Here is an 11,796-nt window from a genome sequence, read left to right as displayed (position 1 = left end):
GCACGCTCCGTGATTTGATCCTTCGCGCCGCCGGGTTCGCGCCAAGGTGTCCGGAAACGGACGGCGCGCGCCTGCGGTCGCGGCCTACCGTCCATCCCCGGCTTGGCCGCTCCCCCTTGTGGACCATCCATACGAAGGGCAGTTTCATCATGAACTCCGCTCCCCAGGTTCAGAACCTTGAAATCTCCGACGCCGAGCTCGACACCGTCTCCGGTGGCCTGAGCCCGCAGATCGGCGTCGCCGCCGGCCCCACGGCGATCAGCAGCTCGGACCTCGCGGCTCAGTTCGGCGCGGTCAAGGACCAGGTCCTGGACACCGTCGGCCAGTACCACCAGGTCGGCGTCACCGTCTCCTTCTGATCGCCGGATCGCGGGACTTCCTCATCGCGGGATCGCTGATACCGACAGCCTGACCGCCGATCGGCGTCCACGGCGACAAGCCCCCTACCTGCGGGTCTTCCCTGGTAGGGGGCTTGATCACGACCTCTTCGTCCCGAAGCGACTTGGGCCTCGTCGAGTCAGTGGTCCGCGCAGCACGGGGTGGGATCCGGTACCTCGAACGGGACCAGTGTCCCGCCCGCGGCCGGCATCGCCGCCAGGACCAGTCGTCCTTCGCGCCACTCCGGTCGTACGTGATCGCGGGTGACGATCCGCTGGTCCGGGTCGGGGCCGTCGGGCGCCCCGAGGACGACGATCCGATCCACCGCGGAGACGGCCAGCAGCCGGGCGACGGTCACCGTTTTGGTGAGGGCGTCGGCCCCGGCGTACCGGACGGCGCGGCCTCCGGTACGCGCGAGGTGCTCCGCGGCGGCGTGCGCGGCACCGGCGGCCAGGTCGTCCGGACCGTGCCGGTCGGCGCCCAGAGCGGCGCCGAACTCCCGCTCCGTGAGCGCCCGCCAGGCCGCGCGGGCCACCCGCTCCGAGGGCGTGGAGAAGGACAGCGCGGTGTGCCGCCGCCCCTCCCGCACATGGTGCGTGCAGCCCACCACCCCGTCGTCCAGGCCGAGTTCGGCAGCGAGGTCGAGCAGAAGATGGTCGGCCGACCGCAGGGTTCCGGACAGACCGGTGTCGACCCCGACGACGTACCGTTCGGTCACGACGGCAGGACCCACACCGGGTTGGAGTAGAACCACAGGTCCTTCCACGGGTCCGCGTCGCCGACGACGTCCACGGCCGGGCCCGCCGGGTCGACCGCCGCGCCCATCAGACCGGTGGCGGAGCGGTTGCCGTCGGTGCCGCGCAGCCGGACGTACACCGGGCGGTCGACCGCGCCGAGGGAGTACGACAGACGCACCACGCCCGTGGACTTGTTCACCTCGTACGACCGGACGACCTTCGCGGTCGGCGCGGTGAAGGTGTCCTTGTCCGCGACGGCGCCCGTGACGTCGCCCTGGATGACGTCCACGCGGGCCAGCTTCGGCACGAATCCGGCCCAGTTGGGCCCGTCGGCGAGCGCGATGTCGACCGTCAGGGTGACCTTCTGTCCCTTCTTGACGTGCAACGCGCCGCCGAGGGTCGCCCAGCGGCTGCCGCCCGCCACCCGTGCGTCGAGGCCGCTGATGAGCTGCCCGTGGTCGACCCACACGCGTCCGGCGCGGATGCCGTCCATGACGGCGGCGTACGAGAAGCCGTCGGCGCCGACGTGGGTACGGCTGTACTGGCCGGGCCAGTAGTCGCCCTGGGTGACGTCGATCTTGCCGCCGTAGACCGGGTCGGTGTGCCTGCCGTTGGCGGTGAAGTCGCTGTCCGGGCCACCGCGCACCGCGGTGTCCGTGTACACCTGGTGGGAGTCGGAGTTGGCGGTGATCCACCAGGGCTTGCCCTCGGCGAGGAGGCTGTCCCACAGGCCGCCGACCGTGGCGGTCATCCAGTCGAAGCCGCCCCAGGTGCGGTAGCTCTCCAGCGGGTAGCCGGCGAAGGAGTCGGCGCTCGGGTTGTTGTCGTAGATGCCCCGGGCGCGCCCCATGCCCAGCGGCGCGGCGAGGCCCGCCGCCTGGTGGCCCGGGGCGCCCTCGAAACCGACGGCGATCTGACGGCCCGAGCCGGTCGCGTCGCGCCAGCCGCGGATCTCGTGCGGCGAGTCGACACCGCGCCGCGCCGGGTGGTTGGCGAGCATCAGCGCGTCCTTGACCTTGCGCCGCCGCACCTGTTCCGCGAGGAAGTTGAGGCCCGCGACGGCGAGCGCCTCGTTGGCGGGAGACGACCCGCTGGAGCCCGTCACCGCGCCGTCGTAGGACGTCTCGAACGCCTTCAGAACGCTGACCTCGTTGTTGCCGGGGTGAACGAACACGGTGCCGTGCTCGGCGCCGGGTATGTTCCACTCCAGCCCCTGGAAGACGAGCGTGTCCTCGTACTTCTCCCGGGCCTCCTTGATGTCCGGGTTGACCTTGTCGACACCGATCTTGGCGTGCGTCTCGCTGCCGTGGTCGGTGATGACCATCCAGTCCAGACCGTGCCGGGCCCCTTGCCGGACCTGGTCGCCGACGCGGTACTTGCCGTCGCTGCTGTACTGGGTGTGGATGTGGTGGTCACCGGACAGCCAGAGGAAGCCGTTCCGCCTGCGACCGCTCGTGGAACCGGAGGCGTACGCCGGTGCCGCCGCCCCCTGCGCGAGGACGCCACCGGCGGCGAGTCCCGCGCCGAGCAGCCCCGCGCGGCGCAGCAGCGAGCGGCGCGACTGCTGCTCGGGGGTCAGGGCCTCGTCGGGCACGGAGGGGTCGAACGCGGCGGGAAGCGACTCACTCCCGTGGTCGTGCCCGTGGCTGTGGTCGTGCTGGTGACCGTGGTGGTGATGCCCGTGCCCCATGCCTGCCTCCTGAGTCGTGCGCCGCGAGTGCGAGAGCGCGCCACGAGGAGATTCGGTGCGGAACGTGAACGCCGGAGGGCGGGTGCGTGACCGGAGGGCGATGGGGGCGAGTCGACTCGCCACTTCCGCCTCAACTACCCATCCAGGCCCACGCATAGCTCCGCCCACACCACCTTGTAGGCCATCCCGATCCGGGGCTCCACACCCCACCGCTCGGCCAGCGCCGCGACGAGCACCAGCCCGCGCCCGCCATCGCCGTCCGGCTCCCGCAGCACGGGCAGCCGCTCGGTCCGCCCGTCGGCGACCTCGACGCGGACGACGCCGTCGCGCAGCACCAGCCGTACGCGAAAGCTGCGCCCGCGCACGTTCCCGTGCCGTACGGCGTTCGCGGCCAGCTCCGCCACGACCAGGCTCACGTCTTCGCTCGCCTCACTGTCGTACGCGAACCCCCACACGTCCATCCGGTTGGCGACCAGCCGCCACGCGAGCCGGGCGCCTCGCGGAGTGGAGCTGAAGAGCTGCGTGAACGTACGTACGGTGACCGGTTCTTGGGCCCGGATGTCTCCTTGCATGGCTCAACGGTGGCTGGAAGAAGGGGGGTCGACCAGCGACGCCACTCGTACGCCGGGTTCTGTAGGGGTTCACGCTATGGACAGTACGAGTCACTTTCCGTGACCATGCCCGGCATGACCAACAGCACCACGAACGAGCCCGAACCGTCGGACAGTCTGAAGACGTTCGGCCTGGTCCACAAGGCCTGCCGCAAACGGGCGGGGCTGACGCAGGAGGAGTTCGCTCCCCTGGTGGGCTACCAGCCGTCCACGGTGGCGTCGATCGAACAGGGGAGACGGTTGCCGCCGCGGGCGTATGTGGAGCGGGCGGAGGAGGTGTTGGATGCGTTCGGTGTACTGAGGGCGGCGGCGAAGTACGCTACGCGGCAGCCGGGTTTGGCGTCCTGGTTCCGCGAGTGGGCGGAGCTTGAAGAACAGGCGATCAGTCTCTATACGTTCGAGAACAGGCTCGTGCCGGGGCTGCTCCAGACAGAGGGGTACGCACGCACTCTCTTCAACGAACGCGTGCCCGTCCTGACGGACACCCAGATCGAGGCCCAGATCGCCGCCCGCGCGGATCGCCAGCGGCTGCTCGTCGAGCGGCCCAACACGGCGTTCAGCTTCATCGTCGAGGAGCACATCATCCGCCGGGGGACCGGCGGCCTGCACGTCACTCGAGGGTTGATCGACCACGTCCTGACAGTTACGGAACTGCGCAACGTGCAGCTGCAGTTAATGCCCATGACGCGCGACGTCCACGCGGGTCTCGACGGCCCCATCCGGCTGCTGGAGACCCCGGAGAACGAGTGGCTCGGCTACTGCGAAGGCCAACGGAGCGGTCAGTTCATCGCTGACCCGAAATCGATCAGTGTGCTCCACATGCGCTATGCGAAACTACGTTCACAGGCTCTCACCCCGGAGGATTCCAGGAGCCTGCTGGAGCGGACGCTAGGAGCGCTATGAACACCACAGACCTGGCCTGGTTCAAGAGCACCTACAGCGGCAGCGACGGCGACGACTGCGTCGAGGTCGCCACCTGCCCCACCACCATCCACATCCGCGACTCCAAGCACACCTCGGGCCCTCAACTCGCCCTCTCCCCCACCACCTGGACCGAGTTCGTGGACTTCGCCGCACGCGAGGGCGTGGTCGGGTCCCGCTGAATCCACAGCACGGCGCCCGCCACCAGCGCGGTGCCCCCAAGTAGCCACGGCAGCGGCCCCGCCGGAAGCACCCCGACGACCAGACCACTGAGCGCCGCCACGAGTTGGAGGGCCAGGGACTGGACGGACAACGCGGTGGCGCGCCCGGCGCTGGGGACACGGCGGTGCAGGAGCTCGTTCTCGCTGGGCGCCGCCGCGCCGATACCGAGGTAGACGAGGGCGTAACCCCCGGCGGCGAGGACCATGGCGAACGGTGCCGTGGACACCGCCGTGGCGCCGAGCAGAAGCAGCCCGCTCGCCCCGGCGCCGAGGCTCACCAGGACCGCGCGCTCGCCGCTGCCCGCGAGCCGGGCGGTGAGCGGAGCGAGGTGGCTGCCGACGCCGGAACCGACGAAGCCGAGGCAGGCGATGACGGCGTACAGGACGGCGCCGGACTCCGAGGCGCCGGTGAGGGCGGCGGCGCGGCCGGGGGTGAGGAGTTCGAGCGCGGCCAGGGCGCAGCCGGTGGCCCCGGCGCTGAGGAACACGCGCCGGACGAGCGCGTCCCGCGCGCCCAGCCGCAGTCCGCCCACGACGGTGGCCGGGATGCCCTGAAGGACGCCACGGAGGGTGGCCTTCGCGCGGGGCGGCTCGCGCAGTGCGGCCAGGACGTACAGCACGAAGGCGATGTCGACCACCGCGCCGAGGAGCAGCGGAACGGAGAGGGGCGGTACGAGCCCGGAGGTCGCCCCCGAAAGACGCGCCCCGAGGTCGGGACCGAGTCCGAGGAGCCAGGGCAGGGCGCCGCCGAGGAGCGTGCCCGTGGCGAGCGCGGCGGAGGTCGCGGAGCCGCCGCGGGCGAGTCCCGTGCGGAGTTCGGCGTCGGGGCCGGCGTGGGCGTGGACGGTGTCGACGTACCAGGCTTCTGCGGGGCCGCTGGACAGGGCGCGGGCCGTGCCCATGAGGACCATGCCGAGGGTGAGGACCCAGGCGGTGGTGCCCAGGGCCTGGAGGGTCAGGGCGGTCAGGTTCAGCAGCCCGGCGGCGGCCAGGACGGCGCGGCGGCCGAGTACGTCGGAGAGTCCTCCGGTGGGGAGTTCGAGCGCGGCGGCGGTGAGGGAGTGGGCGGCGAAGAAGCCCGCGATCGCGGCCATGGTCATGCCCCGCTCGGTGAAGAGCAGGATGAGGGGAGCGATGGTCAGTCCCGCGGGCAGCCAGAAGAGGGCGCAGGCCGTGACGTACCGGCGGCGGGCGGTGTGTAAGTCCAGCGACGTGGTCATGACCCGGAACCACCCTCGGTCCCCGCCCCCGCCGTACCCGGCTCCTCTCCTCCCGGCTCCGCGTCGGGCTCGCGCGGCGCCAGCGGCAGCCCCGCGGCGACGAACACGACCCGCTCGGCCCGCGGATCCTCCGCGTCGCGCGCGGTCAGTTCCTCCAGCTTCCGGTCGATCACCTCCCAGAGTTCGGAAAGCGACTCGGGAGTCAGACGGGGCATCAGGTCGGTGATCCCGGACGGCTCGACCCACTCCTGGCCCAACCGCCCTTCGGCGACATCCGCCTCGTACCGTACGAGCGACGCCTCCAGGTGCGCGATCTGGCGCCTGCGCGACAGGCTCACGAAGTCGCGGCTGGCCGGGGAGTCCTCCATGGCCATGTTGCTCCAGGAGGTCACGGAGTGCACCGCCTGCCAGCGGCGCTCCCGCCCGTCCCGGTGCGCGGCCTCGGCGACGAACGCGTACTTCGCCAGAACCCGCAGGTGATAGCTGGTGGAGGCGGACGACTCCCCGGTCCTGACCGCGAGCTCGCTCGCGGTGGCCGGGCCGTCCTGCCGCAACATTCCGAGCAGCCGGATACGCAGAGGGTGGGTGAGGGCCTTCAGGGCCCCGGCGTCCCGCTCGGGATCGAGTACGCGTTTGTGCTCGTCGCTGACCATGACCGGAGGTTAGAACGCCCCGGACACTTTCCAAAAGTATTTTTGCAGAATTTATTTGGCAATCATGGCGATCAGGTGTTCGCGCCGCGTGCCGCCACCCGCCAGCGGTCCAGTTCCACGCCCTGGCGGGCGATCACCAGCTCATCCGCGAGGTTCACCGGCTGGCAGACGTGGTTGGGGACGACGGCGAGTACTGAGCCGAGGCGGGGGGCGGGGACGCCCTCCGGGAGGTGGACCACCGCGTGGTGCTCCCAGAGGGCGGTGATCGTGGCCTCGGGGTACTGCGGGAGGTAGCCGTGGCCGGTCACCCACGCGGAGCGGTCCGCGCCGAGGACCTTGCTGCCCGCGTCGAGGACGAAGCGGTCCGGGGCGGGGACGCTGATGACCGTCGAGGCGGCCGCGAGAGCCAGGTCGTCGATGCCGCAGCAGCCCATGGCCAGTTGCTGGGCGTCGTTGAAGACGTAGACGCCGGGACGGAGTTCGTCGACCGGGCCCGGGCGCCAGCGGCCCGCCGTCGGAGTCGAGCCGCCGCTCAACACCCGGGGTTCCAGGCCCAGTTCCCGCAGAGCCTCCGCCGCCTCGGACAGGGCTCGTTCCTCGTCGCGGGCCGCCCGCTCCCGGGCGTCGGGGGCATGGCCGTATCCGTGTCCGGGGAAGGTGAAGGCGCCGAGCACGCCCAGCCCGGCGTCCGACGCGGCGCGGGCCACCCGACCCGCGGCCGCGGCCGGCACCCCGGTCCGCGCCGTCCCGCAGTCCACCTCGACCAGGACCTCCACCGCGCGGTCGCTCCCGCGCACCGCGTCCCCCAGCCGCCGGGCCGCCTCCACCGAGTCGACGCCGACCCGCAGCGCGGCCACGTCGGCCAGTCGGCGCAGGCGCCGCGCCCTGTCCTGGTCGGGCCAGAGCGGATACGCGACGAACAGGTCGTCCACACCCGCCGCCGCGAACGCCTCCGCCTCGCTCAGGGTCGCCACCGACAGCCCGCGCGCACCCGCCCGGAGTTGCCGCCCCGCGATCTCCGCGCACTTGTGGCTCTTGGCGTGCGGCCGGAGAGCGAAGCCGCCGGTCCTGGCGGCCTCGGCCATGCGGGCGATGTTCCGGTCCAGTACGTCGGCGTCCACGACCAGCACAGGCGTGACGAGCCCTTCGGGCAGTTGCTCAAGCATCACTACGTCCTCCCCACTTCCCCACTTCGCTACAGCCTCCCACTCCCCACCTGCCTGTGTATATTAGGCCCCAACCTAGGAACACTAGGCAACGAGCAAGGCAATCCAGCCAAACCAGTGCCCAGAGGTGGTCCCCATGGCCCGTGCCGGGCTCACGGCCGACCGTGTCGTCGAGGCCGCGGCCGACCTCGCCGACGAGGTCGGGTTCGAGAACGTCACCCTGTCCGCGCTGGCGCGCCGGTTCGGGGTGAAGGACGCGAGCCTGTACTCGCACGTCAAGAACCTGCGGGATCTGCGGACGCGGGTCGCCCTGCTGGCCGCGGGCGAGATGATCGACGGGATCGCCACGGCGGTCGCGGGGCGGGCCGGCAAGGACGCCCTCGTCGCCTTCGCGGGCGCCTACCGGACGTACGCGCTCGCACACCCCGGCCGCTACGCCGCCACGCACACCCCGGTCGACCCCGCCGTCGGCGCCGCGTCCGACGCGTTCCGGCGTACCGCCGAGATCACCTACGGCATGCTCCACGCGTACGGCCTGTCCGAGCCCGACCTCACCGACGCCGTGCGGCTGTTGCGCAGCACCTTCCACGGTTTCTGCGCTCTGGAGGCGATCGGCGGCTTTCACGCCGCCAGGGACGTACAGACCTCGTGGGAGCGGGCCCTCGACGGCCTGCACACGGCCCTGGAGCACTGGCCACGGAGCGAGCGGGAGGAAGAGGATCATGCGTGACCGGCACTACGACGTGCACTACGACGTGCGGGGCAGCGGGCCCCTGTTGCTGATCATTCCCGGCGGGGCCGGTCACCCCATGGGGCTCGAGGGCGCCGTCGCGCGCCTTTCCGAGCGGTTCACCGTGGTGACGTACGACCCGCTCGGACTGTCCCGCGGCCCGCTCGACGGACCGGTCGGGGACCAGCGGGTGGGGGTGTGGAGCGACCGCGCCCACCAGCTGCTCGACTCCCTCCTCCCGGACGGCGAGTCCGCCCGCGTCTTCGGGAGCAGCTCCGGCGGGATCGTCGCCCTGGACCTGCTGGCCCGGTACCCGGAGCGGTTGCGGCGCGTGGTCGCGCACGAGCCGCCGAGCATCGGAGTGCTGCCGGACGCGGTCCGGCAGCACTCGATGATCACGGAGGTGTGCGAGATCCACCGTACGGAGGGGGTGACGGCGGCGACGGCCCGGCTCAGCGCCGGTCTGGAGGGCCGGAGTTGGGAGCCCGGCCCACGCCCCGCGTCGACTGCCGCCGACGGCGGCGAGACCACGCGGAGCGGGCAGAACATGCCGGACTCCAGACAGACGCAGAACACGCCCATGGACATCTTCCTCGGCCACGTCCTGCGCCCCTTCACCTCCCACGCCCTGGACCTGGACGCCCTGAAGGGTCTGTCCTCCCGGCTCACGCTCGGCGGCGGAAGCGACTCCCGGGGCCAACTCCCCTTCCGCACCGCCGCCTTGCTCGCCGAGCTCAGCGGCGGTGACTTCGTCGAGTTCCCCGGAGGTCACCTCGGAGTCCTCCAGCACCCGGTCGCCTTCGCGGACCGGCTGGCCGAGGCGCTCTGAGCCGCCCGGCGGAGGGAGGGATCAACGAGGCGCCGCGAAGAGCTGCACTGTGTACTTTCCGCTGACGGCTACGCCGGTGTCCGTGAACGAGCAGTTGACGATGTTGTCCTTGTGGCCCCTTGTGCTGCTCATCCAGCCGTCGACGACCTGCTTGGCGCTGGTGTCTCCCCAGGACATGTTCTCCGCTGACGGCCCCGCGTTGTAGCCGGCGTCCTTGATGCGCTGTTGGGGCGAGGAGCCGTCGGAGCCTGTGTGCGATGTGATGTTGTGCTTGTCCGCGTCGTCCGCGAAGACCTTGGCGGCATGGGTCAGCTGGGGGTTCTCGTGGAGGGCGGGGCAGCCCGCCTTGGCGCGTTCGGCGTTGACCAGTTGCAGGACCTCGCCGGGCGAGGTCTGCAGGGCGCGCGGTACGGCGGCGGGGACGGTGACCGTCGCCGCGGCGCCTGCGGCGGCCGCTCCGGTGAGCACCAGCAGAGGGGCCGCACACGCGGCAACGCAGACACGGCGTATTCGATTGCTCTTGGTTCGCACGGGATTCCCTTTCGTCAGGGGCGGTCGGCAGCTCCCCGGCATCGCGTGCGACGCAACGCGAGGAACGTGACGGCACCCTCCCCGCCCTTGGCCGTCACCAGCCCGCGGCCTCCTTCGCCGCTCGGGTGAGGGGCATGACAGCGCCTCCTCGTACAACATCCACGTTAAGCCCCACCTCGCGGGACCACGACTCGGACAGCCCCCCGGCAACACCGCTGGACCAACTCGCCTTCTACGCAAGTGTGTTGAGAGGCCGCGCAAGCGCGTACGGGCGCGGACTCCCACCGGCGCCGCCGGCACTGGGATCAGGGGCCGCATGTCGGTATCTGTGGGTCGGACGTCGTGATCGCCATGGCGAGGCGGAGGCCGCGGTGCCAACCTGGAGGTGGCAGCGCCGACCGGACGGCGACATACACCCGGGAAAGGCGGACAAGATGGGAACCGATCGTGCTGGGGCGGCGAACGTGGACGTGCCCGCGACGAAGCTGGCCCGAGAGACGACGGAGCTGATCCGTGACACCACGAGTGAGCTCATCTACGACCACTCGCGCCGGGTGTACTTCTTCGGCAGTCTGCAGGGACGCAACCGCGACCTGAGTTTCGACCCGGAGCTCCTCTACATCGCCGCCATGTTCCACGACGTGGGCCTGGGCGACACCTTCCGTGACAGCGGCCGCCGCTTCGAAGTGGACAGCGCCGACGAAGCGAGGCGGTTCCTGCAGGCGCGCGGGATTCCGGAGGACAGTGTCCGCCGCGTGTGGACGGCGATCGCCCTGCACACCACTCCCGGGATACCGGAGTTCATGGAACCGGAGGTGGCCCTGGTCACCGCCGGGGTGGAGTACGACGTACTGGGCATCGGATACGACGCTATCCCGGAGGCGGACCGGGCCGAGGTCGTGGCCCTGCACCCCCGCCCCGACTTCAAGCACCGGATCCTGCAGGCGTTCCACGACGGTGTCCGCCGCAAGCCGGAGACGACGTTCGGCAACGTGAAGGCCGATGTTCTGGAGCACTTCGACCCGGACTTCCAGCGCGGTGATTTCGTCCGTACGATCCTCGAGTCTCCGTGGAAGGAGTAGTCCCGCCGGTGTCCCGCCACCGTCACACGGTCGCCGTCGTCGCCTTCGACGCGGTCCAGCTCCTGGATGTCACCGGCCCGGTCGAGGTCTTCACGACCGCCAACCGCTACGGCGCGGACTACGACGTCCGAGTCGTCTCGCCCACCGGCGCCGGCGTCCTCACCTCATCGGGACTGGTGCTCGGCGTCAACGGCCCGGTTTCCTCGCTTCCCCGCCGGATCGGCACCCTGCTGGTACCGGGGAGGAGGGACTGGCGGGCGGCCGTCGGCGACACGGACCTGGTGGAGTCGGTCAGGCACCTGACCGATCGGGCCGAGCGGGTGACCTCCGTGTGCGCGGGGGCGTTCGTCCTCGCCGCGACCGGTGTCCTGGACGGTCGGCGCGCCGCCACGCACTGGGAGCTCGCCGCGGACCTGGCGGCCGCCTTCCCAGGGATACGGGTGGAAAGCGATCCTCTCTTCGTCCGGGACGGCCACGTCGTCACGTCGGCCGGCGTCACGGCAGGCATCGACCTGGCGCTGTCCCTGGTCGAAGAGGACTGGGGAGCCGAGGTGGCGCGCAGCGTGGCCAGGCAACTGGTCGTCTTCATGGCCAGGCCCGGCGGACAGGCGCAGTTCAGTGCCCGACTGCTCTCATGTCAGCCTCAGCACTCGGCGGTGAGACGCGTACTGGACCACGTCAGTGCGGACCCTTCGGCCCAGCACACCCTCGATTCCCTGGCCGCTGTGAGCGGGGTGAGCGCCCGGCACCTGGAGCGGCTCTTCCGCACCGAGATCGGCATGTCTCCTGGCCAATACGTCGAATTCAGCAGGGTCGAAGCCGCTCAGGCTCTTCTCGAAAGGGGCAGCGGCACAGTGGAGGAAGTGGCGCAGCAGGCCGGATTCGGTTCCTCGGAGTCGCTGCGTCGGGTCTTTCAGCACACCTTCGGCGTCTCTCCGACCGTGTACCGCGCCCGCTTCCGAAGCACCGCGGGCAGTCGCCGCATCGTGGCGGCCTGAGGACTTGGACCCGCCTCGATCGGTCGCAG

General features: G+C 71.1%; 14 protein-coding genes. 7 read left to right on the top strand and 7 right to left on the bottom strand.

Annotation, left to right across the window (positions count from 1 at the left end; genetic code table 11):
• Nucleotides 1–149: 149 nt before the first annotated feature.
• Complete coding sequence (locus ACIQTP_RS13955) at nt 150–359, top strand: hypothetical protein (RefSeq protein ID WP_403399557.1); 210 nt, start codon at nt 150–152, stop codon at nt 357–359.
• Nucleotides 360–517: 158 nt separating this feature from the next.
• On the opposite strand, the gene ACIQTP_RS13950 is transcribed toward ACIQTP_RS13955, so the two are convergent.
• From ACIQTP_RS13950 to ACIQTP_RS13940, 3 genes are all read right to left on the bottom strand, one after another.
• Nucleotides 518–1,096: a hypothetical protein gene (locus ACIQTP_RS13950; RefSeq protein WP_403399555.1), complete on the bottom strand. Its 579-nt coding sequence runs from the start codon at nt 1,094–1,096 to the stop codon at nt 518–520.
• The gene (locus ACIQTP_RS13945) at nt 1,093–2,805 is read right to left on the bottom strand and encodes a PHP domain-containing protein (RefSeq protein WP_403399553.1); all 1,713 of its coding nucleotides are present in this window, start codon (nt 2,803–2,805) and stop codon (nt 1,093–1,095) included. Before ACIQTP_RS13945 ends, ACIQTP_RS13950 begins: the two co-directional genes overlap by 4 nt.
• Nucleotides 2,806–2,939: 134 nt before the next feature.
• Nucleotides 2,940–3,377, bottom strand: a complete 438-nt coding sequence (locus ACIQTP_RS13940; protein WP_403399551.1) for an ATP-binding protein — start codon at nt 3,375–3,377, stop codon at nt 2,940–2,942.
• 105 nt (nt 3,378–3,482) lie between these two features.
• Here ACIQTP_RS13940 and ACIQTP_RS13935 point away from each other — a divergent pair, with 105 nt between their 5' ends.
• Both ACIQTP_RS13935 and ACIQTP_RS13930 read left to right on the top strand, forming a co-directional pair.
• A complete protein-coding gene (locus ACIQTP_RS13935; RefSeq protein ID WP_403399549.1) occupies nt 3,483–4,319 on the top strand; it encodes a Scr1 family TA system antitoxin-like transcriptional regulator in 837 nt (278 codons plus the stop codon).
• Nucleotides 4,316–4,519 (top strand): DUF397 domain-containing protein, encoded by a 204-nt coding sequence (locus tag ACIQTP_RS13930; RefSeq protein WP_403399547.1) that lies wholly within the window; start codon nt 4,316–4,318, stop codon nt 4,517–4,519. The genes ACIQTP_RS13935 and ACIQTP_RS13930 overlap by 4 nt, the downstream gene beginning before the upstream one ends.
• On the opposite strand, the gene ACIQTP_RS13925 is transcribed toward ACIQTP_RS13930, so the two are convergent.
• From ACIQTP_RS13925 to ACIQTP_RS13915, 3 genes are all read right to left on the bottom strand, one after another.
• Nucleotides 4,441–5,778, bottom strand: coding sequence for an MFS transporter (locus ACIQTP_RS13925; protein ID WP_403399545.1), 1,338 nt, complete (start codon nt 5,776–5,778; stop codon nt 4,441–4,443). The genes ACIQTP_RS13930 and ACIQTP_RS13925 overlap by 79 nt on opposite strands.
• Nucleotides 5,775–6,431 carry an ArsR/SmtB family transcription factor gene (locus tag ACIQTP_RS13920; RefSeq protein WP_403399543.1) on the bottom strand — a complete coding sequence of 219 codons (657 nt, stop codon included), beginning with the start codon at nt 6,429–6,431 and terminating at the stop codon, nt 5,775–5,777. The genes ACIQTP_RS13925 and ACIQTP_RS13920 overlap by 4 nt, the downstream gene beginning before the upstream one ends.
• Before the next feature lie 71 nt (nt 6,432–6,502).
• Nucleotides 6,503–7,597, bottom strand: coding sequence for an alanine racemase (locus tag ACIQTP_RS13915; protein ID WP_403399541.1), 1,095 nt, complete (start codon nt 7,595–7,597; stop codon nt 6,503–6,505).
• Nucleotides 7,598–7,733: 136 nt separating this feature from the next.
• Here ACIQTP_RS13915 and ACIQTP_RS13910 point away from each other — a divergent pair, with 136 nt between their 5' ends.
• Together ACIQTP_RS13910 and ACIQTP_RS13905 are read left to right on the top strand one after the other, a co-directional pair.
• Complete coding sequence (locus ACIQTP_RS13910) at nt 7,734–8,327, top strand: TetR/AcrR family transcriptional regulator (RefSeq protein ID WP_402038201.1); 594 nt, start codon at nt 7,734–7,736, stop codon at nt 8,325–8,327.
• A complete protein-coding gene (locus ACIQTP_RS13905; protein WP_403399538.1) occupies nt 8,320–9,156 on the top strand; it encodes an alpha/beta fold hydrolase in 837 nt (278 codons plus the stop codon). The genes ACIQTP_RS13910 and ACIQTP_RS13905 overlap by 8 nt, the downstream gene beginning before the upstream one ends.
• Nucleotides 9,157–9,177: 21 nt before the next feature.
• On the opposite strand, the gene ACIQTP_RS13900 is transcribed toward ACIQTP_RS13905, so the two are convergent.
• Nucleotides 9,178–9,687 (bottom strand): CAP domain-containing protein, encoded by a 510-nt coding sequence (locus ACIQTP_RS13900; RefSeq protein WP_403399536.1) that lies wholly within the window; start codon nt 9,685–9,687, stop codon nt 9,178–9,180.
• A 434-nt stretch (nt 9,688–10,121) separates the two neighbouring features.
• On the opposite strand from ACIQTP_RS13900, the gene ACIQTP_RS13895 reads away from it, so the two are divergent.
• Entirely contained in the window at nt 10,122–10,769 is a 648-nt protein-coding gene (locus tag ACIQTP_RS13895; RefSeq protein WP_403399533.1) for an HD domain-containing protein, read from the top strand.
• 8 nt (nt 10,770–10,777) lie between these two features.
• Entirely contained in the window at nt 10,778–11,767 is a 990-nt protein-coding gene (locus ACIQTP_RS13890) for a GlxA family transcriptional regulator (RefSeq protein ID WP_403399531.1), read from the top strand.
• Nucleotides 11,768–11,796 lie beyond the last annotated feature (29 nt).

It is taken from the genome of Streptomyces sp. NPDC090798 (genome assembly GCF_044768965.1).
Taxonomy (GTDB): Bacteria; Actinomycetota; Actinomycetes; order Streptomycetales; family Streptomycetaceae; genus Streptomyces.
Note: the sequence above shows the minus strand (reverse complement) of the source record. Positions and strands in the feature narration are given on the sequence as shown.